Genomic DNA, 24,435 nt, shown 5'->3' with positions numbered 1-24,435 from the left:
AAAACAAACGAATTTATACCCAAATCGAATGTGCTTAGTCGTTTCTGGAATATAAAGGCGTCGCACCTGGAACATCACGTGGCGCGTGGAGAAGGTTCGACGTCGCTGTCGGGCCCTTGTAGTGGCGGGGGTTTGTCTAGCGTTGCAGGTCCACTGTTCAGGAGAACTTGCAATGAAGTCTGCTCCGAAAGTACTCGCGGCGGGCCTGGCCCTGCTGCTGAGCGTCGAGACCTGGGCCACCGAGCTCAAGCACTGGCCCGCAGAGGCCGCCAAGCAGTTGGACAGCATGATCGCCGCCAATGCCAACAAAGGTAACTACGCGGTGTTCGACATGGACAACACCAGTTACCGCTTCGACCTGGAAGAGTCCCTGCTGCCGTTCATGGAAAACAAAGGGCTGATCACCCGCGACAAGCTCGACCCCTCCCTGAAGCTGATCCCGTTCAAGGACACCGCTGATCACAAGGAGAGCCTGTTCAGTTACTACTACCGCCTCTGCGAAATCGACGACATGGTCTGCTATCCCTGGGTGGCCCAGGTATTTTCAGGCTTCACCCTCAAGGAACTGAAGGTGCAAGTCGATGAGCTGATGGCCTCAGGCAAGCCGATCCCGACCACCTATTACGACGGCGACCAGGTCAAGCAGATGGAGGTGCAGCCGCCGAAGGTCTTCACCGGGCAGACAGAGCTGTACAACAAGCTGATGGAAAACGGGATCGACGTGTACGTGATCTCCGCAGCGTCCGAGGACTTGGTGCGCATGGTCGCCTCGGACCCCAAGTACGGCTACAACGTCAAACCGCAAAACGTGATTGGCGTCAGTCTGTTGCTCAAGAACCGCACCACCGGGCAGTTGACCACGCCTCGCAAGCAGATCAGCGAAGGCAACTACGACGCCAAGGCCAATCAGGAGCTGGAGCTGACGCCCTACCTGTGGACTCCGGCCACCTGGATGGCAGGTAAACAGGCCGCCATCCTCACCTACATCGACGAATGGAAAAAGCCCGTGCTGGTCGGCGGCGACACCCCCACCAGCGATGGCTACATGCAGTTTCACAGCGTCGATGTGAACAAGGGCGGCATCCATCTGTGGGTCAACCGCAAGGCCAAGTACATGGACCAGATGAACGGGATGATCGCCAAGAACGCAGCGGCCCAGGCCAAGGAAGGGCTGCCGGTGACGGCGGACAAGAACTGGGTGATCGTGACGCCGGAGCAGATTCAGTAGCTCCTGTGTTGCTTGATTGGATTCGCGGTTAAACCCGCTCCCACAAAAAAACCGGCGCACGGGGCGCCGGTTTTTTATGCCTTCAGGCCTTACAGCCCTTCGAGCATCGCCTTGTTGCGCACAGCGCCTTTGTCGGCGCTGGTGGCCAGCAGGGCGTAGGCCTTCAGGGCGGTGGTCACTTTGCGTGGGCGGGCTTCGGCAGGCTTCCAGCCTTTCTTGTCCTGCTCGATGCGACGGTGCGCCAGTTCCTCGTCGCTGACCAACAGGTTGATGGTGCGGTTAGGGATGTCGATGAGGATCTTGTCGCCGTCGCGCACCAGGCCGATGGCTCCGCCTGCAGCGGCTTCCGGCGAGGCGTGGCCGATCGACAGGCCCGAGGTGCCGCCAGAGAAGCGGCCGTCGGTGAGCAGGGCGCACGCTTTGCCCAGGCCCTTGGACTTGAGGTACGAAGTCGGGTACAGCATCTCCTGCATGCCCGGACCGCCTTTGGGGCCTTCATAGCGAATGATCACCACATCGCCGGCCTTCACTTCGTCGGCCAGGATGCCGCGCACGGCGCTGTCCTGGCTTTCGAAGATCTTCGCGTTGCCTTCGAACACCAGGATCGAGTCGTCGACACCGGCGGTCTTCACCACGCAGCCGTCCAGGGCGATGTTGCCGTACAGCACCGCCAGGCCACCTTCCTGGGAGTAGGCGTGCTCGACGCTGCGGATGCAGCCTTCGGCGCGGTCGGCGTCCAGGGTCTCCCAACGGGTCGATTGGCTGAAGGCGGTCTGGGTCGGGATGCCGGCAGGGCCTGCCTTGAAGAAGGTGTGTACCGCTTCGTCATCGGTTTGGGTGATGTCCCACTTGGCGATGGCTTCTTCCATGCTGCGGCTGTGCACGGTCGGCAGGTCGGTGTGCAGAAGGCCGCCGCGGGCCAGTTCGCCGAGGATGCTGATGATGCCGCCGGCGCGGTGCACGTCTTCCATGTGGTACTTCTGGATGTTCGGCGCCACCTTGCACAACTGCGGGACTTTACGCGACAGGCGATCGATGTCGCGCAGGTCGAAGTCCACCTCCGCTTCCTGGGCGGCGGCCAGCAGGTGCAGGATGGTGTTGGTCGAGCCGCCCATGGCGATGTCCAGGGTCATGGCGTTCTCGAACGCCTTGAAGCTGGCGATGCTGCGCGGCAGGACGGACGTGTCGTTCTCGCCGTAGTAGCGTTTGCACAGCTCGACGATAGTGCGGCCAGCGGTCAGGAACAGCTGTTCGCGGTCGGCGTGGGTGGCCAGGGTGGAGCCATTGCCCGGCAGGGCGAGGCCCAGGGCTTCGGTCAGGCAGTTCATCGAGTTGGCGGTGAACATGCCGGAGCACGAACCGCAGGTCGGGCAGGCGCTACGCTCGTACTCGGCGACTTTCTCGTCGCTGGCGCTGGAGTCGGCGGCGATGACCATGGCGTCGACCAGATCCAGGCCATGGCTGGCCAGCTTGGTCTTGCCGGCTTCCATCGGGCCACCGGAGACGAAGATCACCGGGATGTTCAGGCGCAGGGCGGCCATCAGCATGCCGGGGGTGATCTTGTCGCAGTTGGAGATGCACACGATGGCGTCGGCGCAGTGGGCATTGACCATGTATTCCACGGCGTCGGCGATGATCTCGCGGCTCGGCAGGGAGTACAGCATGCCGTCATGGCCCATGGCGATGCCGTCGTCGACCGCGATGGTGTTGAATTCCTTGGCCACGCCTCCGGCGCGTTCGATTTCGCGGGCGACCAGCTGGCCCAGGTCCTTCAGGTGCACGTGGCCTGGGACGAACTGGGTGAACGAATTGGCGATGGCGATGATCGGTTTCTTGAAGTCTTCGTCCTTCATCCCGGTGGCGCGCCACAGGGCACGAGCGCCGGCCATGTTGCGGCCCTGGGTGGAAGTCTTGGAACGATAATCAGGCATGAAGCACTCCTGGCGGCTTAATCAGGTCACAAAATGGGGAGTGAGCTTGTCTTTCCTTTGCGCCGAAGGCCGGTTGCCGCTGGCACGGATGAGGCCGAAAGCGTCACGGGATCGCCGTGTGCTCGACCAGAGCTCATAAACCCGCCGGGGATGTCTGGCGATGAATAGGCCGATTCTACACCGCTGGCGCGGCGAGGGAATGGTTCAGGTACAGGTGGTACGTTTTGAGCTTGGAGCTACGAGCTTGGAACTACAAGCTGCAAGACGGGTGCGGTGAGGCTACCCTCTTGCAGCTTGCAACGGTCAGCTGTTGGGCAGCAGGCGGCAGGTGATGCTCTTGATGTAGCGGGTCTCGGGGATCGCTGGGTGCACGGGGTGGTCTGGGCCTTGGCCGCCGCGCTCGAGCAACTGCAGGTTGCGGTCCAGGTGGCGGGCGCTGGTCAGCAGGATGTTGTGCAGGTCGTCCTCGGGCAGGTGCATCGAGCAGGAGGCGCTGACCAGGATGCCATCCTTGGTGAGCATGCGCATGGCTTGCTCGTTCAGGCGACGATAGGCAGCCTCGCCGTTTTTCAGGTCCTTCTTGCGTTTGATGAAGGCGGGTGGGTCGGCAATGATCACGTCGAAGCGTTCCTCGGCGGCCTTGAGCTCGCGCAGGGCCTCGAACACGTCGCCTTCGATGCAGGTCAGCTTCTCGCTGATACCGTTGAGCGCTGCGTTGCGCTCGACGCCGTCGAGGGCGAAGCCCGAGGCATCGACGCAGAACACTTCGCTGGCGCCGAACACACCGGCCTGCACGCCCCAGCCACCGATGTAGCTGAACAGGTCCAGTACACGCTTGCCCTTGACGTAGGGGGCCAGGCGCGCGCGGTTCATGCGGTGGTCGTAGAACCAGCCGGTCTTCTGGCCATCACGCACAGGCGCTTCGAACTTCACGCCGTTCTCCTGTAGCGGGACCCAGTCCGGGACTTCCCCGTAGACCGTCTCGACATAACGTTCCAGACCTTCGGCATCACGGGCGGCGGAGTCGTTCTTGAACAGGATGCCGCTGGGCTTGAGCACCTGCACCAAGGCGGCGATCACATCGTCCTTGTGCGCCTCCATGGTGGCCGAGGCCAGTTGGACCACCAGCATGTCGTAGAAGCGGTCCACCACCAGGCCCGGCAGCAGGTCGGAATCGCCGTAGACCAGGCGGTAGCAGGGCTGGTCGAACAGACGCTCACGCAGGGAAAGGGCCACATTGAGGCGGTGAACCAGCAGCGACTTGTCCAGGGGCAGCTTGGCGTCACGGGACAGCAGGCGTGCGCAGATGAGATTGTTCGGGCTCATGGCCACCACGCCCAAGGGCTTGCCGTTGGCGGCTTCGAGGATGGCCTGCTGACCGGCCTTCAGGCCTTGCAGCGGGGTTGCGGCAACATCGACTTCATTGCTGTAGACCCACAGGTGGCCGGCGCGCAGGCGGCGATCGGCATTGGCTTTGAGGCGAAGGCTGGGCAGGGACATGACGTCGCTCCGGGAAAAAGAGCGGGATTATAGCGTGTTGGCCATACGCTGAGCGTTGCCCCGTCGGTTTTCCGCTGCCCGGACAGGCGCTTTTTCGGGTCAACCCCTCCCACAGGGTTCAGTGGTGCCCAGCGACACCGCTTAGCCTGTGGGTACGGGGTTGCCCGCGTCTCAGGCCAGCGCCTTGACCAGCTGTTCGCTGAATGCCGGAATGTCGTCGGGCTTGCGGCTGGTGATCAGGTTGCCATCGACCACCACTTCTTCGTCGACCCACTCGCCGCCAGCGTTGCGGATGTCGTCCTGCAGGGTCTTGTAACTGGTCAACCGGCGCCCCTTGGCCAGGCCACAAGAGACCAGCAGCCAGGCGCCATGGCAGATCACGGCGAGCGGCCTGCGGGCCGAATCATGGCTTTTCACCAGCTTCTGGGCAGCCGGGATGATCCGGATGGTATCGGAGTTCTGCACACCGCCTGGCAGCACCAGGGCGTCGTACAGGTCCAGGCTGGCGCCTTCGAAGGTGGCGTCCACGGCGAACTCATCAGCGGGCTTGTCATGGTTCCAGCCGCGCACCGTGCCTTCCTTGTCGCTCAGGATATCGACCACCGCGCCGTTGCGTTCCAGGGCCTCGCGCGGGCCGGTCAATTCCACCTGCTCGAAGCCATCGGTGACCAAGAAAGCCACGCGCTTGCCGTTCAGTATTGCACTCATGGGAGGTTCTCCTTTGAGGGTGGGTCTTGAGAGTGCAGGCCAGTGGCGTGGGGGAAAGTTCCGGCGCAGTTCGCCAGTGGTGGGTGCCCTGCCGGGCGGAGGACGGTAGAATTCGCCGTCCTCAATGTATGTGTGCACCATGTCCCAGGAACTCAGTCCCGAACAGATCCAGCAGGTCCTGCAAGGAATCAGCATCGCGCCGCAACCGCAGATCATGGTCGATCTGCAGTTCGAGCAGTACATGCCAGACCCGGACCTGGACACCATCTGCCGGCTGATCGCCCAGGATCCGGGGCTCTCGGGGGCCTTGCTCAAACTGGTGAATTCCCCGCACTTCGGGCTGGCCGACAAGGTCGGTTCGATCCAGCGCGCCGTGGCGCTGTTGGGCAGCGGTTCGATCATCAACCTGATCAACGCCTTGTCGATCAAGGGCGAGATGAGCGATGAAACCATCGTCACGCTCAATCGCTTCTGGGACACCGCCCAGGACGTGGCCATGACCTGCCTGACCCTGGCCAGGCACACCGACATCCCGGCCGTGGACGAGGCCTATACCCTGGGCTTGTTCCATGATTGCGGCGTGCCGCTGATGCTCAAGCGCTTCCCCGACTACATGAGCGTGCTGGAAACCGCCTATGCCCAGGCCAGCGAGCAGACGCGGGTGGTGGACACCGAAAACCGCATGTTCAACACCAACCATTCGGTGGTGGGTTACTACACCGCCAAGTCCTGGCGCCTGCCGGAGCACATCACGGCGGCCATCGCCAATCATCACAATGCCCTGGCAGTGTTTCGCGACGACGCTTCGGGCGATACTCGACTGAAGAACCTGCTCGCGGTGTTGAAGATGGCCGAGCACATCTGCGCCTCTTACCGGGTACTGGGCAACCAGGCCGAAGACCATGAGTGGCAGGTGGTCGGGCCCTTGGTGCTCGACTACATCGGCCTGTCGGAGTACGACTTCGAGCACCTCAAGCAAACCATTCGCGAATTGGGCGGACACTGAAAGACCATGCCGGAACTACCTGAAGTCGAGACTACCCGGCGCGGTATCGCGCCTTACCTGGAAGGTCAGCGGGTCAGCCGCGTGGTGGTGCGTGACCGGCGCCTGCGCTGGCCGATCCCTGAGGATCTGGATGTGCGTCTTTCCGGGCAGCGCATCCTCACCGTTCAGCGGCGCGCCAAATACCTGTTGATCAATGCCGAGGTCGGCACCTTGATCAGCCACCTGGGCATGTCGGGCAACCTGCGCCTGGTGGAGCAGGGCTTGCCGGTGGGCAAGCACGAGCACGTAGACATCGAACTGGAATCGGGGCTAGCCCTGCGCTACACCGACCCGCGTCGTTTCGGCGCGATGCTCTGGAGCCTGGACCCGTTCAATCATGAGTTGCTCATGCGTCTGGGGCCGGAGCCGCTGACCGACCTGTTCGATGGCGAGCGGTTGTTCCAGTTATCCCGCGGGCGGAGCATGGCGATCAAGCCGTTCATCATGGATAACGCCGTGGTGGTGGGGGTGGGTAACATCTACGCTACCGAGGCGCTGTTCGCGGCCGGCATCGACCCGCGGCGCGAGGCCGGCGGCGTCTCTCGGGCGCGTTATGTGAGGCTGGCGATCGAGATCAAGCGGGTGCTGGCAGCGGCGATCGAGCAGGGCGGCACGACACTGCGCGACTTCATCGGAGGCGACGGGCAGCCGGGATACTTCCAGCAGGACTTGTTCGTGTATGGGCGCGGGGAACAGCCGTGCAAGGTCTGCGGCACGACGCTCAGGGAAGTGAAGCTGGGGCAGCGGGCCAGCGTGTACTGCCCGCGCTGCCAGCGCTGATCATGATTGGGATCGCCTCATGGGCCTTCGCGGGTGAACCCGTCGCCACAGGTTACTGGTGGTCTTAAGAGCACCGCAGAATCTGTGGGTGCGGGTTCACCCGCGAAGAAGTGCGAAACCCTTGCCGAGCGCTTCAAGCCTTGCCGGTGATCCGCTTGTACTTTTCCATCAGCTCGTCGTGGGTCTCCGGGTGAGCTTCATCCAGAGGGATGCAGTCGACCGGGCAGACCTGCTGGCACTGCGGCTCGTCGTAATGACCTACGCACTGGGTGCACAGGTTCGGGTCGATCACATAGATCTCTTCGCCTTGGGAGATAGCGGCGTTCGGGCACTCGGGTTCGCAGACGTCGCAGTTGATGCAATCGTCGGTGATGATCAGGGACATGGGGGCTCCGGCCGGGGCTCTTGGCCCGGGCATGTATCAAACCAGTGGGCACAATTGTGCCGCATTCGCGCCCGCAGTGCACGCTGGCGCGATGATCAGGCGGTGGGTGTCACTTCTTGAAGCGTAGGGTCAGCGCCTCGGCCACCACCGGGTGGACGAATTTGCTGATGTCGCCACCCAGGGCGGCGATTTCCCGGACCAGGGTCGAGGAAATGAACGAGTAGCGCTCCGACGGCGTCAGGAACAGGCTTTCGACGTCCGGGGCCAGTTGCCGGTTCATGTTGGCCAGCTGGAACTCGTACTCGAAGTCCGAGACTGCACGCAGGCCGCGCAGGAAGACATTGGCACCCTGCTCCTTGGCGAAATGCGCCAGCAGGCTCGAGAAACCGATGACCTCGACATTGGGCAGGTGCTTGGTGACCTCACGGGCCAGCTCCACGCGTTGCTCCAGCGGGAACAGCGGGTTTTTCTTCGGGCTGGCGGCGACTGCGATGATCACGTGATCGAACAGACGCGAGGCGCGCTCGACCAGATCGCCGTGGCCTTTGGTAATGGGGTCGAAAGTACCCGGGTACAACACTCGGTTCATCGCGTCATCCTGGCTGGAGTGCGTTGGGGAGTCGGATGGTAGCGCAGCGACTGCTGCCCGGCCAAGTCGCACGGCCGAATGAGGGCACTATAGACAGCCAGGCCGTTCGTTGTCATGCGCCCCGTGCCAGGCGGGTGGCCAGGGCGTCGCTGAGCCGGGCGGCGAGGGCGTAGATCGACAGTTGCGGGTTGGCGCCAATGCTGGTGGGGAACAGCGAGCCGTCGTGGATCGACAGGTTCTCCAACTGGTGGTGCCGCCCCAGGCTGTCGCACACGGCCTGGCGTGGATCCTCGCCAAGGGCGCAGCCGCCCATTACGTGGGCACTGCCCAGGCGCGTGCGAAACGGCTCCAGGCGCAATTCGTCGATCAACGCCTGCGCCTGGGGCAGGTCTGTGGTGTAGCGGGCATCGCTGTGCACCGGTATCACTTGGGTAGCGCCGGCGGCGAACTGGATGCGCGCCATGCTCAAGTAGGCCCGGCGCAGGCCATCGCGCAAGTAGTCGGTGATGGGATAATCGAGCACCGGCGAGCCGTCGCCGCGCAGCTCCACCTGGCCGCCCTGGCTCTCGGGGTGGAAACCATCGCGCAGCAACGCCAGCATGACATGGGTATGTGGCAACGCGGCCATGCGCCGGGCGCTTTCCTGGCCATGGGCGCCCAGCAGCGTGCTTGCCAGCGCCGGATGCAGCGGGGGCACTTCGAGTTTGAAGCCGATCGGCCCATCGACGCCGTCGCGCCACTGGAATTGGTCGCTGTAGATGGACTGAGGCGCGCCATAGAACGGATCGATGCGCTCATCGAACAAGGCCGCGCTGAAATTGACCAGGTGCAGGAAGGTGCGCTTGCCCAGCCGTCGGTGCGGGTCGGGCGCCTCGGAGCGCAGCAGCAGGGCTGGGCTGTTGATGCCGCCGCCAGCCAGTACATAGTGCCGTGCGCGGATCCGTACCTGGTACCCGGTCGGCTCCACGCCCCGGCGGTCCAGGGCCTGGCACAGCAGTTGGGTGATACGCCTGCCGTCATGTTCGAATCGCTGCGCACGGGCCAGATAGAGCAGCTCGCCGTGGTTGTCGAGGGTGGTGGGAATGCTGGTCACCAGCATCGATTGCTTGGCGTTGACCGGGCAACCCATGCCGCAGTAGCCCAAATTCCAGCAGCCGCGCACATTGCGCGGTATCACTGCCCAGCGGTAGCCGAGCACTTCGCAGCCCCGGCGCAGCACGTCGTTGTTGGGGTTAGGCGGCAGGGCCCAGGGGCTGATGCCCAGGCGTTGCTCGATGCGCTCGAACCAAGGGCGCAGGTCTTCGCTGGCGAGCCCTTTGACGCCGTGCTCCCGGGCCCAGTGCTCGAGGGTTTGCTCAGGGGTGCGGAAACTGGAGGTCCAGTTGACCAAGGTGGTACCGCCCACGGCGCGCCCTTGGAGGATGGTGATGGCGCCATCCTTGCTCATGCGCCCGAGCCCTTCCTGGTACAACTGGGCGTAGGCCTCGTTTTCCTGCAGGTGGAAATCGCTGCTGGTCTTGAGCGGGCCTTCCTCGATCAACAGCACCTTGAAGCCTGCGGCGCTGAGCAGCTCTGCGCTGGTGGCGCCGCCAGCACCACTGCCAATCACGGCGATGTCGGCCTCCAGCGTCAGGTCCTGGTCCAGACGCGAACCATCGTAGGTGATCCAGCCCCGGGCGAGGCCTTGGCGAAACGGGTCGGCGACAGGCATGGGCAAGCCTCTTGGTCAGATCTTCGGTGGGCCGGGATAGCCGCAGGCCGCCCAGGCCTCGGGGCGTTCGTACCAGGCCATGAGCAGCAGTTGCAGCAGCGAGGCGTGGCCCATGCGCAGCATGTCCAGCGAACTGTCGCGCCAGCGTCGCAGGAAGGTGTTCACCTGGGCGCTGCTGGCGTTTTCCCAACTGCCCCAGATGCCCGTCAATGGTCCACGGGTCAGCGGCAGGCTGAGCACGTCGAACAACTGGCGGGTGAGTTTGAGCATTTCAGGCGAGAGCGCTGCCAGCTTGTGATCCAGGCTGTGCAGTACCAGTGCGTCGCTGGCCTGAGTGCCGGCGAGCACCACCGGAATCACCGCAGCCAGCATCGGCAAGTCGTTTTCGCGTAGCACCGAGAAACCTGCAGCGGATGTCTGCGGCGCACAGCCGACCAGGCTGGCGGTGCTCAAGAAAACGCTGGCACCCAGGCTGAACCGAAGCAGGTCTCGGCGGTGCATGGCATCCCCTCGCTCAACGGATGAACAGCTTGAAAATCAGGCGCTGCAAGGCTTTGCCATAAGGAGGGTAGATCAGCCGGGCGGTGTTGAGGCGTTGCTTGGCCAACACCGCCTTGGCCTTGCTGAAGGTCAGGAAGCCTTCATGACCATGGTAGTGGCCCATGCCCGAGGGGCCGACGCCGCCAAAGGGAAGATCATCTTGGGCCACATGCAACAGCGTGTCGTTCAGGCACACGCCGCCGGAATGGGTGTTGCGCAGCACGTGGGCCTGCTCGGCGCGGTCGTAGCCGAAGTAGTACAGCGCCAGGGGCCTCGGGCGCTGGTTGATGTAGGCCAGGGCCTGATCGAGGTTGTCGTATGGCACCAGGGGCAGCAAGGGGCCGAAGATCTCGTCCTGCATCACCTGCATGTCGTCATTCACCGCCATCAGCACGTGAGGGGGCAGGCGACGACCCTGGCGGGGCTCGTCGGCATACAGGTCGAGCACCCGGGCGCCCTTGTCGCGGGCATCGGTGAGCAGCCGCTCCAGGCGTTGCAGTTGCCGGGTGTTGATGATGGCGCTGTAGTCGGGGTTGTCGGCGATGCGCGGGTACAGACGGCGCATGGCGCGTTGGTAGGCTTCGGCGAAGGCGTCGAGGCGCTCGCGAGGAACCAGCACATAGTCAGGGGCGACGCAGGTCTGGCCGGCATTGAGACCTTTGCCGAAAGCGATGCGCTCGGCGGCGGTTTCCAGCGGCACACTGGCGCAGACGATGGCCGGCGACTTGCCGCCCAGTTCCAGGGTCACCGGGGTGAGGTTGGTGGCGGCAGCCAGCATGACTTGTCGACCCACGCTGGTGGACCCGGTGAACAGCAGGTGGTCGAAAGGCAGGCGCGCGAAGGCCTGGCCGACTTCGACCTCGCCGAGCACGACGCTGACCAAGTCCGCCGGGAACACGCGCTCGAGCAGGGTCTTGAGAGCCTTCCCGCTGGCCGGTGAGGCCTCGCTGAGCTTGAGCATCACCCGGTTGCCGGCGGCCAAGGCGCAGGTCAACGGCCCGATCGCCAGTAACAAGGGGTAGTTCCACGGCACGATGACCCCGACCACGCCCAGCGGTTGATAGAGCACCTGGGCGCTGGCCGGTTGGAAGGCCAGGCCGACCGTGCGTCGCGAAGGTTTCATCCAGCGTTGCAGGTGACGCTCGGCGTGACGCAGGCCTTGGATCGACGGCATCAGCTCGGCGAGCAGGGTTTCGTTGGCGCTGCGGCCATCGAAGTCTCGGTCGATCGCCTCGATCAGCGATTGCTGGTTTTGCAGCAGCGCTTCGCGCAGGCTCCGGAGCCATTGCCGACGTTGGGCCGCCGGCGGCATGGGATTGTTTGCGAAGGCTTGGCGCTGGGCGTCGAACAACGCGGGCAGGTCGAGGTCGGAATGCACTGGAAGCTGAGTGATCGGCGAGGTCATGGCTGCTCCGCTGGGGTGCTCGGTGGCTAGAGCATATACTCTAATCCGTTGCCTGGACATTCAATCAAGGTGTGCCGTCTTGAAAATTTACCGACAGCGCGGACTCGTCTGCCTGCCGTCCACCCTGCCGGACTTTTCGCAGGTAAACCCATTCCCACGGACCCCCGCGCCCGCAGCACCGTGCATTGCCTGGTCGATACGCCGTAAGATGAACCATCAACGAACCTGGAGCTGAGCATGGCCCCGCGCATGAAGACTCGCGAGCGCATCGTGCAGAACAGCCTGGAGCTGTTCAATCAACAGGGCGAACGTAGCGTCAGCACCAACCACATCGCCGCGCACATGGAAATTTCGCCCGGCAACCTCTACTACCACTTCCCCAACAAGCAGGCGATCATCGCCGTGCTCTTCAACCAATACGAAGAGCTGGTAGACAGCTTCCTGCGTCCGCCACAGGGGCGTGTCGCCACGGTCGAGGACAAACGTTTCTACCTCAAGGCCTTGCTGGCAGCCATGTGGAACTACCGATTCCTGCACCGGGACCTCGAGCACCTGCTCGACAGCGACCCGGAACTGGCTGCCCGTTACCGCCGTTTTTCCCAGCGTTGCCTGCAGCAGGGCCAGGCGATCTACCGGGGCTTCGTCGATGCTGGCATTCTTGCGATGGATGCCGCGCAGGTCGAATCGTTGACCATCAATGCCTGGATCGTGCTGACATCCTGGGTACGTTTTCTCAGTACTACACGCGAACATTCCGCGCATCTGGGAGAAGAAGCCTTCAAGCGTGGTGTCTACCAGGTGCTGGTGCTCGAACTGGGCTTCGTCACTGCCAGCGCGCGTGCCGCCGTGGATGCCCTCTGCGAGGAGTTCCACGTTCCGTTCAACCAGGCCCTGGAGCAGTGACCCCGGGCTTTCGTGCTATCGATCAGGAGATTGTCATGCCTCTTGCGCAATTGATCACCCCAACGCAGCTGGCCGAGCGCCTGGGCGCGCCTGGGTTGGTGATCCTCGACTGTCGCTTTGCCCTGGAAGATGTGGACTACGGCCAACGCAGCTACGCCCTCGGGCATATCGCCGGCGCGCACTTCGCGGATCTGGAGCGAGACCTGAGCGGGCCGGTGGTCAAGGGCGTGACGGGCCGTCACCCGTTGCCGGATCCGCAACGGCTGGTCGAGCGCCTGCGTGAGTGGGGGATGGACAACGACAGTCAGGTGGTGCTTTACGACGACGGCCCGGGCGCCTTCGCTGCCCGCGCCTGGTGGCTGCTGGCCTGGCTGGGCAAGCGCGAGGGGGTGTCGATTCTCGACGGAGGCCTGAAGGCCTGGCACGCCGCGCATCAGCCGCTGAGCCTGGACCCTCCGGCCAAGCGTGAGGGCACCTTCACCGGTGCGCCGGACATGAAACTGGTGATCGACGCCGAGCACCTGGCCAAGGGGTTGGGCAATCCAGAAATGACCCTGATCGATGCCCGTGGCCTGCCGCGTTTTCGCGGTGAGGTCGAGCCGATCGACCCAGTGGCCGGGCATATTCCCGGGGCTCAGTGCGCGGCCTTCACCGACAACTTGGGGCCGGATGGGCACTTTTTGCCGGCCGAACAGCTCAAGCAGCGTTTTGCCCGGAAACTGGCAGGGCGGGCGCCAGAACAGGTGGTGGCCTACTGCGGATCGGGCGTGACCGCCTGCCACAACTTGTTCGCCCTGGCATTGGCGGGGTACCCGCTAGGCAGACTCTACGCCGGGTCGTGGAGCGAGTGGATCAACGACCCTGGCCACGGTGTGGCAACCGGTGATTGACGCCACCTGAGGAAAGCGGGGGCGTGATACAGGCCAATCCCTTCGACGATCAAGCCCCCTGCACCAACCACTGCGGAATCCTGCGCTCCAGGTAATACCCTGGATTGCGCAGGCTGCCTTCCACGAAGCCCACGTGGCCACCTCTGCTGTGCAGTTCCAGATGCGTGTCGCGCGCCAGTTCACTCGCAGTCGGCAGGCTATGGTCGAAGACGAAAGGGTCGTCGCTGGACTGGATGATCAGCGTCGGGGTGCGGTTTTCGCCCAAGTAGTAGCGACTCGACGAGCGCCGGTAGTAGTCGTAGGCATCGCTGAAGCCGTTCAGGGGCGCGGTGACCTTGCCGTCGAAGTCCCAGAAGTTGCGTAGGTTGCGCAATGACCCGAGCCGTTCCAGTTCGGCCAGCCGCTCCACATGGCCGTTGTCGCGAAAGTGCCGCTGTTTTCGTTGCACATAGGCCAGCAATTCGCGCATGAAATGCGCTTGGTAGACCTTCGAGAAACCCATCCCGATACGGTCGGCGCTTTGGTCCAGGCGAAACGGTACCGATACTGCGACTGCCGCTTGCAGTTGGCTGGCCGAGCCGCTTTCCCCCAGATACTTGAGCAACACATTGCCGCCCAGCGAATACCCCACCGCATAGAGCGGTGCCAAGGGTCGCTGGACACGCAAGTGACGGATGGTCTCGGCCAGATCCTCGCTGGCGCCGGAGTGGTAGCTGCGCGTCAACAGGTTGGGCTCGCCCGAGCAGCCTCGCCAGTTCACTGCGACACTGGCCCAGCTATGGGCCTGCAGGGCCTGCTGCAGGCCTTTGACATAGGGCGAGTGGGACGAGCCGGTCAGGCCATGGAGCACCAGGACCACGGGTGCGTTGACCTGATTGGGGCCAAGCCAGTCGAGGTCGAGAAAATCTCCGTCGGAAAGCCACATTCGCTCGCGGGTGCGATGCAACTCGGGCGTTTTACGCCAGAGCGGGCCCCACAAGGTTTGCAGATGCGGATTGGAGAGGCCGATGGCGGGCGTGAACTGGGCGATAGGACTTGGCATGCTGGACAACTCGTCATGTGCTCGCCTAGCTTGCCATGAAGCGCCTCTTCAGGGGTTGCCCTATACGCCTATGGTCGGTGGCTCGGGCAACGGCTGCTGATCGACGGCAGGGCCAAGGGTGGCGAAGAAAGCCTTTTTTATATCGAGCCAGCCCCGAGCGGCTTGTCGAATGCCCTCGGGTGTCAAGGCTGCGAGTTTCTCCTGGTAGCTCGCCAGATGATTGGCTGGCAGCCCCTGATGGCTGAATGCTGCCAACCCGTTTGCCAGCACCGCATTGTCGGCCATGCCACGCATCAGCTTGCCCGCCAGCTGGTTCAGGGCCAGGTCGCACTCGGCCTGGGTGGGCCCATGGGCGATGAAGCATTCAAGCACGTTCGATACCAGGACCCTGGAGGCATCCCGGTATTCAGGTGCGATATCCCAGCTCACCTGCCACAGGCATCCCGCATCCATCGGTTCTAATACAGCATAGATGCTGTAGGTCAGCGCGCGACGTGTGCGCAGCTCGGCGGTCAATCGGGACTCGAACCCCGCTCCCAGGATTTCAGTGGCCATGAGCAGGGCTGGGTAATCCTCGTCCTTTGGCCAGACATGCAGCGGGAGTGTCAGCAGCACCTGAGTGCTGGCGCCTGGACGCTCAAGATGCAGGGGACCAGCGGCAGGCACTGGCAGCGCTGGCGGAGGCACGGCGGCCCACTGCTGCGGCAGTGCCTGGACAAGATCGTTTACCAGCGCTTGGGCCTCTTCACGGGACAGATCGCCAACCAGGCCGATGTCGAGATTGTTGGCGGAGTAGGCTTGTCGATGGAAGGCGCGTACATCGTCTGGCGTCAGGGAGCCCAGGCCATCGAGTGTTCCGGCCAGCGGGGTGGCATAGGGATGACCTGCGAGCAATTGCTCCATCGTGGCGTCGAACAACCGTGCATGCAGAGGCTGGAGGCTGCTTTGCTGTGCACCGACAAGGCGCGCGCTGATCTTGGCGACATCTTCTGGGCGCAAAGCAGGCCGGGCGACCATCTCGGTGATCAAGCGCAAGGCGCAAGCGCGCAGGTCCGGCGTGTTAAGGCTGCGCAGCGTGACGATCGCGCAGTCTTGGGTCACCTGCCGGTTCATGACCGCGCCCAGACCCTCCAGTCGCTCGGTGAATTGGGTGGCGTTGAGCTCGGCAGTGCCTTGGTCCAGCGCGTACAGGGCCAGGGCTGCCAGACCGGGCGTATCGCCGTCCAGGGCGCTGCCAGCCTTGAAACGCAACACCAGGTCGAACATCGGCCGTTCGTGGGAAGCCAGAAAACGCACGCGAGTGCCTTCTTTCGTACGCCAATGCTGTACGTCGTGCTTCACGAGCGGGAACGGGTCGAGGTCCAGGGCCTGCGCCGATACGAGGTTGGCCAGCGTCTCGGTGAAGGTGTCCGGCGCAAGAGGGTTGCAGGTTTCGGCGTTCGCCGAGGTGGAAGAGAGATCGTTCATGCTGGCACTCCGTGCTGCAGGTAGGTTGTCGTCAGCCGCTCCCGGCTCAGGTATTCGCTGGCGACACGTTGCAGGGTGGCGCTGGTGAGGTCGCGGATGATTCGTGGCGCTTCATCGTGTAGCGCCGGATCCAGGCCGGCCGCGGCCGCATGGCCAATGAGCGTCGCCTGGTGCGCGAGGTCGTCCCGCTCGTAGAACTGCCTGGCCAGCAGGCGCAGCTTTGCACCTTCGAGCTCTGTTTCTGGTAGTGCAGCAGTTCGAAGCGTGTCGATCAGTTGCCATACCTCGGTAGCCGCCTGTTGGGCAGTGGCCCTGTCCGGGACCGTGACGCTCGAGAGCGTCATCAGGGTGTCGCCCCGCACGTGGTGGTCATAGGAGAGTTGAGCGTATTTGAGGAGGCGTTTGTCACGCACCAGTTGGCTGTACAGCCGGGCACTGTAGCCAGTGCCCAGAACTTGGCAGAGCAAGCGCAGCGCCAGGACGATTTCCTGAGAAGGGGCTGTGGCCTGGCTCGGGACGTTGAACGACATGAACAGGCCATCCACCAGCGTGGGCTGAACGAGCGTCTGGCTGCGTTCGGCAAGCACGCCTCTGTGCCGAGGAGCGGGTTTGTCATCAAGGGGGGCGGGTGGCAGGGCCGCGAAGTAAGTCTCTACCTGGTGACGCAGGACTTTGGGATCGACCGCGCCCGCGACCACCAAGGTCGCGTTGTTCGGTTGATACCACGTCTGATACCACGTCCGTACCGATGCCAGGCTCATCTCTTCGAGGTCGATCGAATATCCGAAGCTGGGCATGGCATAGGCGTTGTCCCCATGGGCGAGCATTCGGTGCTGTTCAAATGCCAGCTGGATCGGTGAATTGTCCACCCTGAGGCGGCGTTCGTCGGCAACGGTTTTGGCTTCCTGCTCGAATGCTGCCGGGTCCAGGTTCGCGTTCTTCATGGCATCGGCCATGATCTCCAGGGCGACGGGTAGCCGTGTGGCAGGCAAGGTCATCTCGAACGAGGTGGCGTCGTCATGGGTGGTGGCATTGGCCACGCCGCCCAGGCGGGCGATCAATCGGGAGTATTGCCCAGCCGGGAGTTTGCTGCTGCCTTGGAAAATCAGATGTTCGAGCAGGTGCGAGAGATTCGAATGCCCTGGCGGCTCATGGCTTGAGCCGACGTGGTACCACAACTGGACGACTGCCAATGGGGCGCTGTGGTCTTCATGCAGGTAGACCGAGAGGCCGTTGTCCAGCCTGAAATGATGCAAAGGGGCAGGCTTGGCTGAAGCCAGTACGTCGAGACTGACGCAACCTGCGTGGGCCGGACTAGGTGGAGTTGGGGAAGGAATCATCGCTGAAGTGCTCCTCATGGGCGATAAGCCGGAGCAGCTTCAGCGATAGAAAGGGTCTATCTGCGTTACATAAGTAGGCAGACCGTCGATTCAGCCCCGTTGCCAGAGCGCGTAATGCACCTGCCCGGTCTTTTTCTCCCGGTGCAAGCGCCAGTTGCCGGGCATCTGCAAGGTGGAAGGCGCCGCTTCGCTCTCGGTGTAGACCCAGGCGCTTTCGCTCAGCCACTGGCGGTCTTCAAGCAGGTTGCAGGTATCGGCCAGCAGGTCCTGGTGGAAGGGCGGATCGAGGAACACTACGTCGAACTGTTGTTTGGCCGGGCCTTGCAGGTAGCGCAGGGCATCGGTCTGCAGGATCTGGCCACGCGGGCAGCGCAGCACTTCCAGGTTGTCCTTGAGGTTGGCGATGGCCGCTGGGTTGCTGTCCAGGGCGACGGCATCCTTGGCTCCCCGCGACAGGGCCTCGAGTACCAGGGCGCCGCTGCCAGTAAAGGCATCCAACACCAGGGCACCCTCGATATAGGGCGCCAACCAGTTGAACAGGGTTTCGCGGACCCGGTCCGGTGTCGGCCGCAGGCCTTCACCTTCCGGGACCGTCAGGCGGCGGCTGCGCCACTCGCCGGCGATGATGCGCAAGTGTCCTGGGCCCTTGCTCTGGGCCTGGCCCGGACGGGCAGGGGTCGATGGCTTGGCCATTAATGCTCCGGTATGCCGAGCGGCTGCCCGGCGGGTTTGTCAGTGGGCGGCGGCAGTGGTTTCTGCGCCACGGTCGGGCCGACGGTGACGATCACCAGCTTGTCCGCCGCCAGGTGCTTGTTCATGGCGGCCTTGACCTGCTCGACGGTCAAGGCCTGGGACTGCTGCATGAAGTCCTCGAGCCAGGTCAGCGGCAGGTTGTAGAAACCGATGGCGCCCAGTTGGCCGACGATGCTCGAGTTGCTGGCGTTCGACAGCGGGAAGCTGCCGGCCAGTTCGCGCTTGGCATCGTCCAGCTCTTGCTGGGTGGGGCCGGTCTTGAGGTAATCGGCGAGGATGTTCTGGACCAGCTTGAGCGTGCCTTCGCTCAGTTCGGCACGAGTCTGCAGATTGATCATGAACGGTCCGCGCACCTGCATGGGGCTGAAGGCCGAGTACACGCCGTAGGTCAGGCCGCGCTTCTCGCGTACTTCGCTCATCAGTCGTGTGCCGAAAGCGCCGCCGCCGAGGATCTGGTTGCCCAGGGACAGCGCCGGCCAGTCCGGATCCTGGCGGTCGATGCCCAACTGCGCCAGCATCAGGTGGGTCTGCTTGGACGGGAAGTCGATGTGGGTCAGGCCAGGCTTGGGTTCGGCCGGCTGAGCAGGCTTGGCCAGCGCCGGCCCCTTGGGCAGCGCGCTGGAGACCTGGGCGGCGATGGCTTCGGCCTCGGCCCGGCTCAGGTCGCCGACCAGGGCGATCACGGCATTGCCGGCAGCATAGGCCTTGGCGTGGAACGCCCGCAGCTGCGCCAGGCTAATGCCAGGGATGCTTTCGGCACTGCCATCGCTGGGATGGGCGTAAGGGTGGTTGCCGTAGAGCTGGTTGAACAGGGCCTTGCCGGCGATCTTGCCCGGGTTCTGCTTTTCGTACTCGAAGCCGGCCAGCAGCTGGTTCTTGATGCGCTTAAGGGCGTCATCCGGGAATGTTGGCTTGCCCACCACTTCGGCGAACAGCTTCAGGGCTGGCTCGCGCTTGTCCGGGGTGCTCAGGCTGCGCAGGGTGGCCACGGCCATGTCGCGGTAGGAGCCGTTGCCAAAGTCCGCCCCCAGGCCCTCGAAGCCTTGGGCGATGGCGGTCACGTCCTTACCGGCCACACCTTCGTTGAGCATGGCATTGGTCAAGGTCGCAAGCCCTGGCACATCGCCGTCCTGGCTGCTGCCGGCCGCGAAGGTCAGGCGCAGGTCGAACATCGGCAGCTCACGCGCTTCGACGAACAGCACCCGCGCGCCTTCGGCGGTGCTCCAGCTCTGGATGTTCAGTTGGCGCCGACTGGGCGCCTTGCCGTCCAGCTCGGCCAGCGACTGCAACGTATTGGCCGGGCGCGCCGCCGTGTCCTGGGCCTTTGCGGCGTTGTCCGACTGAGCCGGGCGGGCCAGCACGAGGGCCAGGGCCACGACCAAGGTGATGATCCCGAGGCCGAACAGGGTGTAGCGTGGGGCGCTGCGATCACTCATGAGCGGACTCCTCGGGCAGTACGTGGGCAACGCTCAGGCGTTCGCGGGTGAAATAGGTGCGTGCGGCGTCCTGGATGTCCTGCGGGGTCACGCGCTTGAGCTCGTCCAGCTCGCTGTCGATCAGCTTCCAGGACAGGCCCACGGTCTCCAGCTGGCCGATGGTGGTGGCCTGGCTGCTGATGGAGTCGCGGTCGTAGACCAGCCCGGCGATCACCTGGGCGCGCACGCGTTCGAGCTCCTCGGCGGTGGGCGGGGTGGTCTTGAGTTCGTCGAGCAGTTGCCAGATGCCTTTCTCGACGTCGGCCAGGGTTTTCTGCTTCTGCACGTTCGGCGTGGCCGAGATCATGAACAAGCTGTCACCGCGGGTGAAGGCGTTGTAGCCCGACGAGGCGCCGGCCACCAGTTCCTGGCCACGCTCAAGGCGTGACGGCATGCGCGCGCTGTAGCCGCCATCGAGCAGGGCCGAGATCAGTCGCAGGGCATTGACCGCGCGCGCATCCTTGGCGGTGGCCAGGCTGGGCGCGTTGAAGCCGTAGATCAGGCTTGGCAACTGGGTGCGTACATGCAAGGTCAGCTGGCGCAGGCCGGGCTCGGCCAGTTCCAGAGGTAGCTTGGCGGGAGGAACGGCTCGTTTGGGGATTGCGCCGAAGTACTTCTGCGCCAAGCCCTTGACCTCGTCGAGGGTGACATCGCCGACGACTACCAGCGTGGCATTGTTCGGGGCGTACCAGGATTCATACCAGTGGCGCAGCTCCTCGACCTTCATACGCTCGAGGTCGGCCATCCAGCCGATAGTCGGTGTGTGATAGCCACTGGCCGGATAGGCCATCGCGCGAAACAGCTCGTAGGCCTTGGCATTGGGCTGGTCGTCCGTGCGCAGGCGGCGCTCTTCCTTGATGACTTCGATTTCGCGGCTGAACTCATCGGCCGGCAAACGCAGGCTCGCCAGGCGGTCGGCTTCGAGCTCCAGGGCCACCGGCAGGCGGTCGCGGGCCAGCACTTGGTAGTAGGCGGTGTAGTCGTCGCTGGTGAAGGCGTTTTCCTCTGCGCCCAGGTCGCGCAGGATGCGCGAAGCTTCGCCCGGACCGATCTTGGCACTGCCCTTGAACATCATGTGTTCGAGGGCATGGGACAGGCCGGTCTGGCCTGGCGTCTCATAGCTGGAGCCGACCTTGTACCAGATCTGCGAGACCACCACCGGTGCGCGATGGTCTTCGCGCACGACCACTTTCAGGCCGTTGTCGAGAATGAACTCGTGGGTGGGTTGCGGATCGGCGGCAAGGGCCGCGAACGGCAGGCAGAGCGTGCTGAGCAACAGGCCAGCGGCGCGGCGGGCTAGAGCATTCATACGTTGGATAACCTGTACGGCGGCCCGCAGGGTTTAGCGTCGGCGGGCCAGGAGGTGCTAGGATACTGATCCGGTTGCCTGGCGACCATGCCTGTCGCCGTTCTGGCCTGCGGGCCTGACGACAAAATATTGCGCATGAACCAGCCGGATTCAAAATAGTCTGTTCTGCGTTTAGAGAATTCCCGATGCGCCGCTGATGGCCCATCGCTACCCTGAGATAGCCGTCTTCCATGTTTGGTTCCAACGACGACAAAAAAGCGCCGGCCGAGGCTGGCGAAAAGAAAGGCCTGTTCAGCTGGTTTCGCAAGAAGCCGCAGCAACCTGTCGCCGAACAGCCGCAAACCCCTGAACCGCAAACCGTAGAACCGGTCGCGCCGCAGGCCCCCGTAGAGCAGCCCGAGGTTGTTCCGGCCGAGCCGGTGGCCCCGGTCATTGCAGCGCCGACCCCAGAGCCGGTCGCGTCCGAGCCATTGCAGGCCCCGCAGCCTGAGCCGATCGCGTCCATGCCGCTGCAGGCGCCTGCTCCGGAGCCGGTCGCCTCCACGCCTGTACAGGCTGTGCCGCCAGTGGTCGCGCCTGCAGCGCCGGTGAGCAATCTGGTGCTGCCGGTGGCTGAGGAACCCGTGGCCTTGGTCCCGGATCTGGAGCCCAAGGCCCCGCCGGTCATACCTGAGCGTCCAGTGGTCGAGGTGGCCCCGGTGGCCATTCCCGAGGCGCCCAAGGCACCCGTCGAGCCAGCACCGACACCGCGTGACCCCGCACCCGAGCCGGCCGAGGCTCCCGCGCCGGCTGTCGCCGAACCCGCCAAGCCCGGCTTCTTCGCCCGCCTCAAGCAGGGCCTGTCCAAGACCAGCGCCAGCATCGGCGAAGGCATGGCCAGCCTGTTCCTGGGCAAGAAGGCCATCGACGACGACCTGCTCGACGAGATCGAGACCCGTCTGCTGACCGCCGACGTTGGCGTCGAAGCCACGTCGGTCATCGTACAGAACCTGACGCAGAAGGTCGCTCGCAAGCAGTTGGCCGACGCCGATGCCCTGTACAAGTCGCTGCAGGAAGAACTGGCTGCCCTGCTGCGCCCGGTCGAGCAACCGCTGAAAGTCCAGGTCCAGAACAAGCCGTACGTGATCCTGGTCGTGGGCGTCAACGGCGCCGGCAAGACCACCACCATCGGCAAGCTGGCCAAGAAACTGCAACTCGAAGGCAAGAAGGTCATGCTGGCCGCTGGCGATACCTTCCGCGCAGCGGCGGTGGAGCAGTTGCAGGTGTGGGGCGAGCGCAACCAGATTCCGGTCATCGCCCAGCACACCGGTGCGGATTCCGCCTCGGTGATCTTCGACGCCGTGCAGGCCGCCAAGGCACGGGGCGTCGATGTACTGATCGCCGATACCGCCGGTCGCCTGCACACCAAGGACAACCTGATGGAAGAGCTCAAGAAGGTCCGTCGGGTCATCGGCAAGCTCGACGCCGAGGCGCCCCACGAGGTGCTGCTGGTGCTCGATGCCGGCACCGGCCAGAACGCCATCAGCCAAGCCAAGTACTTCAACCAGAGCGTCGAGCTGACAGGCCTCGCCCTGACCAAGCTGGACGGCACCGCCAAGGGCGGGGTGATCTTCGCCCTGGCCAAGCAATTCAACCTGCCGATCCGCTTCATCGGTGTCGGCGAGGGCATCGATGACCTGCGCACCTTCGAGGCCGAGCCGTTCGTCAAAGCCCTGTTTGCCGAGCGGGAGCACCCATGATCCGATTCGAACAGGTTGCCAAGCGCTATCCCAATGGCCATGTCGGCTTGCATGAGCTGAGCTTCCGGGCGCGCCGGGGCGAGTTCCTGTTCGTCACCGGGCACTCGGGCGCGGGCAAGAGCACCTTGCTGCGCTTGCTGCTGGCCATGGAGCGTCCGACCAGCGGCAAGCTGCTGTTGGCTGGGCAGGACCTGGGGCAGATCAGCAATGCGCAGATCCCGTTCCTTCGCCGGCAGATCGGCGTGGTGTTCCAGAACCACCAACTGCTGTTCGATCGCACCGTCTTCAACAACATCGCCCTGCCGCTGCAGATTCTCGGGCTGTCCAAACCCGAGATCGCCAAGCGCGTGGACTCGGCCCTGGAGCGTGTGTCCCTGAGCGACAAGGGCGAGCTGTTCCCAGCCGACCTGTCCACGGGCCAGCAGCAGCGGGTGGGTATCGCCCGTGCCATCGTTCACCAGCCGGCCTTGCTGCTGGCAGACGAACCTACCGGTAACCTGGACCCGCGCCTGGCCGCGGAAATCATGGGCGTGTTCGAGGACATCAACCGCCTGGGGACCACCGTATTGATCGCCAGTCACGACCTGGCGCTGATCGCGCGCATGCGGCACCGCATGCTGACTCTGCAGCGCGGTCGTCTGATCGGCGATGGGGAGGCCGGGCAATGACCACTACACGTACGCCTAAGGTATCCGAGCGTGTCGCGCCGAAGGCTGCCGATCCGCAGCCATCCAAGCAGCGCGGCGGCCACGATGATGATGGCCCGGATTTTCGCAGCCTGCTGCACGCCTGGCTGGAGAGCCACCGCGCCAGCCTGATCGACAGCTTGCGCCGCCTGGGCAAGCAGCCGATCGGCAGTTTCTTCACCTGCCTGGTGATGGCCGTGGCCCTGAGCATGCCCATGGGGTTGTCGTTGCTGCTCAAGAACGTCGAGAAGCTCGGCGGTTCCTGGCAGCGCGCCGCGCAGATCTCCCTGTACCTCAAGCTCGATGCCGGCAGCCGTGAAGGTGAAGCGCTGCGCGACGAGATCAAAGGCATGCCCGGTGTGGCCGATGCCCAGTACGTCAGCCGCGAGCAGGCGCTGGAGGAATTCCAGCAGCAGTCCGGTTTGGGCGAGGCCCTGCGCGAGCTGCCGGACAACCCGCTGCCTGGCGTTGTGGTGGTGACGCCGACAGAGGTCGACAAGCCGGCCTTGGAAGCCCTGCGCCAACGGCTGTCGGAGCTGCCGCGAGTCGAAGTGGCGCAGCTGGATCTGGTCTGGGTCGAGCGCCTGGCGGCGATCCTCAAGTTGGGCGATCGATTCGTCTTCGGCTTGGCTGTTTTGCTGATTTCGGCCCTGCTGTTAGTAATCGGTAACACAATTCGTCTACATATCGAGAACCGCCGCATCGAGATCGAAGTGATCAAGCTGGTGGGCGGTACCGACAGCTATGTGCGCCGGCCCTTCCTCTACATGGGCGCGCTCTACGGCCTGGGTGCCGGCGTGTTGGCGTGGGGGATCCTGGCGTTCTCGCTGGACTGGCTCAACGATGCGGTCGTGGACCTTTCCGGGCTGTACGGGAGCGACTTCGCCCTGGCAGGTGTGCCAGGGTCTGATGGACTTTCGCTCTTGATCGGTGCTGTACTGTTGGGGTATATCGGTGCGTGGATCGCGGTCGCTCGTCACCTGAACGAGCTGGCACCACGATAATGTTT

General features: G+C 63.9%; 22 protein-coding genes. 8 read left to right on the top strand and 14 right to left on the bottom strand.

What is annotated here, in order from left to right:
- Window positions 1-172 precede the first annotated feature (172 nt).
- Window positions 173-1,228 carry a phosphorylcholine phosphatase gene (locus DQ397_RS13925; protein ID WP_043208665.1) on the top strand — a complete coding sequence of 352 codons (1,056 nt, stop codon included), beginning with the start codon at window positions 173-175 and terminating at the stop codon, window positions 1,226-1,228.
- An 89-nt stretch (window positions 1,229-1,317) separates the two neighbouring features.
- Here the strand turns inward: DQ397_RS13925 and ilvD are convergent, their stop codons facing one another.
- The 3 genes from ilvD to DQ397_RS13910 form a co-directional block, all read right to left on the bottom strand.
- Window positions 1,318-3,159, bottom strand: a complete 1,842-nt coding sequence (gene ilvD, locus DQ397_RS13920; RefSeq protein ID WP_043208662.1) for a dihydroxy-acid dehydratase — start codon at window positions 3,157-3,159, stop codon at window positions 1,318-1,320.
- A gap of 303 nt (window positions 3,160-3,462) precedes the next feature.
- Window positions 3,463-4,659 carry a class I SAM-dependent rRNA methyltransferase gene (locus DQ397_RS13915; RefSeq protein ID WP_043208660.1) on the bottom strand — a complete coding sequence of 399 codons (1,197 nt, stop codon included), beginning with the start codon at window positions 4,657-4,659 and terminating at the stop codon, window positions 3,463-3,465.
- A 171-nt stretch (window positions 4,660-4,830) separates the two neighbouring features.
- A complete protein-coding gene (locus DQ397_RS13910; RefSeq protein WP_043208659.1) occupies window positions 4,831-5,367 on the bottom strand; it encodes a type 1 glutamine amidotransferase domain-containing protein in 537 nt (178 codons plus the stop codon).
- A 193-nt stretch (window positions 5,368-5,560) separates the two neighbouring features.
- On the opposite strand from DQ397_RS13910, the gene DQ397_RS13905 reads away from it, so the two are divergent.
- Together DQ397_RS13905 and mutM are read left to right on the top strand one after the other, a co-directional pair.
- A complete protein-coding gene (locus DQ397_RS13905; RefSeq protein ID WP_178113791.1) occupies window positions 5,561-6,373 on the top strand; it encodes an HDOD domain-containing protein in 813 nt (270 codons plus the stop codon).
- 6 nt (window positions 6,374-6,379) lie between these two features.
- A complete protein-coding gene (mutM, locus tag DQ397_RS13900; RefSeq protein WP_043208657.1) occupies window positions 6,380-7,192 on the top strand; it encodes a bifunctional DNA-formamidopyrimidine glycosylase/DNA-(apurinic or apyrimidinic site) lyase in 813 nt (270 codons plus the stop codon).
- 133 nt (window positions 7,193-7,325) lie between these two features.
- Here mutM and DQ397_RS13895 read toward each other — a convergent pair whose 3' ends face one another.
- The 5 genes from DQ397_RS13895 to DQ397_RS13875 form a co-directional block, all read right to left on the bottom strand.
- A complete protein-coding gene (locus DQ397_RS13895) occupies window positions 7,326-7,577 on the bottom strand; it encodes a YfhL family 4Fe-4S dicluster ferredoxin (protein WP_043208655.1) in 252 nt (83 codons plus the stop codon).
- Between the two features lie 109 nt (window positions 7,578-7,686).
- The gene (gene coaD / locus DQ397_RS13890) at window positions 7,687-8,166 is read right to left on the bottom strand and encodes a pantetheine-phosphate adenylyltransferase (protein ID WP_043208653.1); all 480 of its coding nucleotides are present in this window, start codon (window positions 8,164-8,166) and stop codon (window positions 7,687-7,689) included.
- A 112-nt stretch (window positions 8,167-8,278) separates the two neighbouring features.
- Window positions 8,279-9,877, bottom strand: a complete 1,599-nt coding sequence (locus DQ397_RS13885; protein ID WP_043208651.1) for a GMC family oxidoreductase — start codon at window positions 9,875-9,877, stop codon at window positions 8,279-8,281.
- A 15-nt stretch (window positions 9,878-9,892) separates the two neighbouring features.
- Window positions 9,893-10,378 carry a hypothetical protein gene (locus DQ397_RS13880; RefSeq protein WP_043208649.1) on the bottom strand — a complete coding sequence of 162 codons (486 nt, stop codon included), beginning with the start codon at window positions 10,376-10,378 and terminating at the stop codon, window positions 9,893-9,895.
- A 13-nt stretch (window positions 10,379-10,391) separates the two neighbouring features.
- The gene (locus DQ397_RS13875) at window positions 10,392-11,822 is read right to left on the bottom strand and encodes a coniferyl aldehyde dehydrogenase (RefSeq protein ID WP_043208647.1); all 1,431 of its coding nucleotides are present in this window, start codon (window positions 11,820-11,822) and stop codon (window positions 10,392-10,394) included.
- Window positions 11,823-12,059: 237 nt separating this feature from the next.
- Between DQ397_RS13875 and DQ397_RS13870 the strand changes: the two genes are divergently transcribed.
- Together DQ397_RS13870 and DQ397_RS13865 are read left to right on the top strand one after the other, a co-directional pair.
- Complete coding sequence (locus DQ397_RS13870; protein ID WP_043208646.1) at window positions 12,060-12,725, top strand: TetR/AcrR family transcriptional regulator; 666 nt, start codon at window positions 12,060-12,062, stop codon at window positions 12,723-12,725.
- Window positions 12,726-12,760: 35 nt separating this feature from the next.
- A complete protein-coding gene (locus DQ397_RS13865; RefSeq protein WP_043208644.1) occupies window positions 12,761-13,615 on the top strand; it encodes a sulfurtransferase in 855 nt (284 codons plus the stop codon).
- 49 nt (window positions 13,616-13,664) lie between these two features.
- On the opposite strand, the gene DQ397_RS13860 is transcribed toward DQ397_RS13865, so the two are convergent.
- The 6 genes from DQ397_RS13860 to DQ397_RS13835 form a co-directional block, all read right to left on the bottom strand.
- Entirely contained in the window at window positions 13,665-14,657 is a 993-nt protein-coding gene (locus DQ397_RS13860) for a hydrolase (protein WP_043208643.1), read from the bottom strand.
- A gap of 60 nt (window positions 14,658-14,717) precedes the next feature.
- Window positions 14,718-16,124 (bottom strand): pitrilysin family protein, encoded by a 1,407-nt coding sequence (locus DQ397_RS13855; protein WP_043208641.1) that lies wholly within the window; start codon window positions 16,122-16,124, stop codon window positions 14,718-14,720.
- Window positions 16,121-17,464 (bottom strand): pitrilysin family protein, encoded by a 1,344-nt coding sequence (locus tag DQ397_RS13850; protein WP_178113788.1) that lies wholly within the window; start codon window positions 17,462-17,464, stop codon window positions 16,121-16,123. Before DQ397_RS13850 ends, DQ397_RS13855 begins: the two co-directional genes overlap by 4 nt.
- 90 nt (window positions 17,465-17,554) lie before the next feature.
- The gene (gene rsmD / locus DQ397_RS13845; protein WP_043208640.1) at window positions 17,555-18,157 is read right to left on the bottom strand and encodes a 16S rRNA (guanine(966)-N(2))-methyltransferase RsmD; all 603 of its coding nucleotides are present in this window, start codon (window positions 18,155-18,157) and stop codon (window positions 17,555-17,557) included.
- Window positions 18,157-19,653, bottom strand: a complete 1,497-nt coding sequence (locus DQ397_RS13840) for a pitrilysin family protein (RefSeq protein ID WP_043208639.1) — start codon at window positions 19,651-19,653, stop codon at window positions 18,157-18,159. Before DQ397_RS13840 ends, rsmD begins: the two co-directional genes overlap by 1 nt.
- Window positions 19,646-21,001, bottom strand: coding sequence for a pitrilysin family protein (locus DQ397_RS13835; RefSeq protein ID WP_043208637.1), 1,356 nt, complete (start codon window positions 20,999-21,001; stop codon window positions 19,646-19,648). Before DQ397_RS13835 ends, DQ397_RS13840 begins: the two co-directional genes overlap by 8 nt.
- 230 nt (window positions 21,002-21,231) lie before the next feature.
- Between DQ397_RS13835 and ftsY the strand changes: the two genes are divergently transcribed.
- Genes ftsY through ftsX form a run of 3 tightly spaced genes read left to right on the top strand, consistent with a single transcriptional unit; the run spans window position 21,232 to window position 24,430 of the window.
- Window positions 21,232-22,740: a signal recognition particle-docking protein FtsY gene (gene ftsY, locus DQ397_RS13825; protein ID WP_148921570.1), complete on the top strand. Its 1,509-nt coding sequence runs from the start codon at window positions 21,232-21,234 to the stop codon at window positions 22,738-22,740.
- Complete coding sequence (gene ftsE / locus DQ397_RS13820) at window positions 22,737-23,408, top strand: cell division ATP-binding protein FtsE (RefSeq protein ID WP_043208636.1); 672 nt, start codon at window positions 22,737-22,739, stop codon at window positions 23,406-23,408. The genes ftsY and ftsE overlap by 4 nt, the downstream gene beginning before the upstream one ends.
- Window positions 23,405-24,430, top strand: a complete 1,026-nt coding sequence (gene ftsX / locus DQ397_RS13815; protein ID WP_043208634.1) for a permease-like cell division protein FtsX — start codon at window positions 23,405-23,407, stop codon at window positions 24,428-24,430. The genes ftsE and ftsX overlap by 4 nt, the downstream gene beginning before the upstream one ends.
- The last annotated feature ends 5 nt before the right edge of the window (window positions 24,431-24,435 follow it).

Source organism: Pseudomonas sp. CK-NBRI-02, assembly GCF_008124495.1.
In the GTDB taxonomy this organism is placed as follows: domain Bacteria; phylum Pseudomonadota; class Gammaproteobacteria; order Pseudomonadales; family Pseudomonadaceae; genus Aquipseudomonas; species Aquipseudomonas guariconensis.
This window is presented reverse-complemented; position numbering and strand designations above follow the sequence as displayed.

What these genes read in the sequence shown, in the direction of transcription:
- DQ397_RS13925 (WP_043208665.1), top strand. Translation starts at nt 173, where the DNA reads ATGAAGTCTGCTCCGAAAGTACTCGCGGCGGGCCTGGCCCTGCTGCTG.
- ilvD (WP_043208662.1), bottom strand. Translation starts at nt 3,159, where the DNA reads ATGCCTGATTATCGTTCCAAGACTTCCACCCAGGGCCGCAACATGGCC.
- DQ397_RS13915 (WP_043208660.1), bottom strand. Translation starts at nt 4,659, where the DNA reads ATGTCCCTGCCCAGCCTTCGCCTCAAAGCCAATGCCGATCGCCGCCTG.
- DQ397_RS13910 (WP_043208659.1), bottom strand. Translation starts at nt 5,367, where the DNA reads ATGAGTGCAATACTGAACGGCAAGCGCGTGGCTTTCTTGGTCACCGAT.
- mutM (WP_043208657.1), top strand. Translation starts at nt 6,380, where the DNA reads ATGCCGGAACTACCTGAAGTCGAGACTACCCGGCGCGGTATCGCGCCT.
- DQ397_RS13895 (WP_043208655.1), bottom strand. Translation starts at nt 7,577, where the DNA reads ATGTCCCTGATCATCACCGACGATTGCATCAACTGCGACGTCTGCGAA.
- coaD (WP_043208653.1), bottom strand. Translation starts at nt 8,166, where the DNA reads ATGAACCGAGTGTTGTACCCGGGTACTTTCGACCCCATTACCAAAGGC.
- DQ397_RS13885 (WP_043208651.1), bottom strand. Translation starts at nt 9,877, where the DNA reads ATGCCTGTCGCCGACCCGTTTCGCCAAGGCCTCGCCCGGGGCTGGATC.
- DQ397_RS13880 (WP_043208649.1), bottom strand. Translation starts at nt 10,378, where the DNA reads ATGCACCGCCGAGACCTGCTTCGGTTCAGCCTGGGTGCCAGCGTTTTC.
- DQ397_RS13875 (WP_043208647.1), bottom strand. Translation starts at nt 11,822, where the DNA reads ATGACCTCGCCGATCACTCAGCTTCCAGTGCATTCCGACCTCGACCTG.
- DQ397_RS13870 (WP_043208646.1), top strand. Translation starts at nt 12,060, where the DNA reads ATGGCCCCGCGCATGAAGACTCGCGAGCGCATCGTGCAGAACAGCCTG.
- DQ397_RS13865 (WP_043208644.1), top strand. Translation starts at nt 12,761, where the DNA reads ATGCCTCTTGCGCAATTGATCACCCCAACGCAGCTGGCCGAGCGCCTG.
- DQ397_RS13860 (WP_043208643.1), bottom strand. Translation starts at nt 14,657, where the DNA reads ATGCCAAGTCCTATCGCCCAGTTCACGCCCGCCATCGGCCTCTCCAAT.
- DQ397_RS13855 (WP_043208641.1), bottom strand. Translation starts at nt 16,124, where the DNA reads ATGAACGATCTCTCTTCCACCTCGGCGAACGCCGAAACCTGCAACCCT.
- DQ397_RS13850 (WP_178113788.1), bottom strand. Translation starts at nt 17,464, where the DNA reads ATGATTCCTTCCCCAACTCCACCTAGTCCGGCCCACGCAGGTTGCGTC.
- rsmD (WP_043208640.1), bottom strand. Translation starts at nt 18,157, where the DNA reads ATGGCCAAGCCATCGACCCCTGCCCGTCCGGGCCAGGCCCAGAGCAAG.
- DQ397_RS13840 (WP_043208639.1), bottom strand. Translation starts at nt 19,653, where the DNA reads ATGAGTGATCGCAGCGCCCCACGCTACACCCTGTTCGGCCTCGGGATC.
- DQ397_RS13835 (WP_043208637.1), bottom strand. Translation starts at nt 21,001, where the DNA reads ATGAATGCTCTAGCCCGCCGCGCCGCTGGCCTGTTGCTCAGCACGCTC.
- ftsY (WP_148921570.1), top strand. Translation starts at nt 21,232, where the DNA reads ATGTTTGGTTCCAACGACGACAAAAAAGCGCCGGCCGAGGCTGGCGAA.
- ftsE (WP_043208636.1), top strand. Translation starts at nt 22,737, where the DNA reads ATGATCCGATTCGAACAGGTTGCCAAGCGCTATCCCAATGGCCATGTC.
- ftsX (WP_043208634.1), top strand. Translation starts at nt 23,405, where the DNA reads ATGACCACTACACGTACGCCTAAGGTATCCGAGCGTGTCGCGCCGAAG.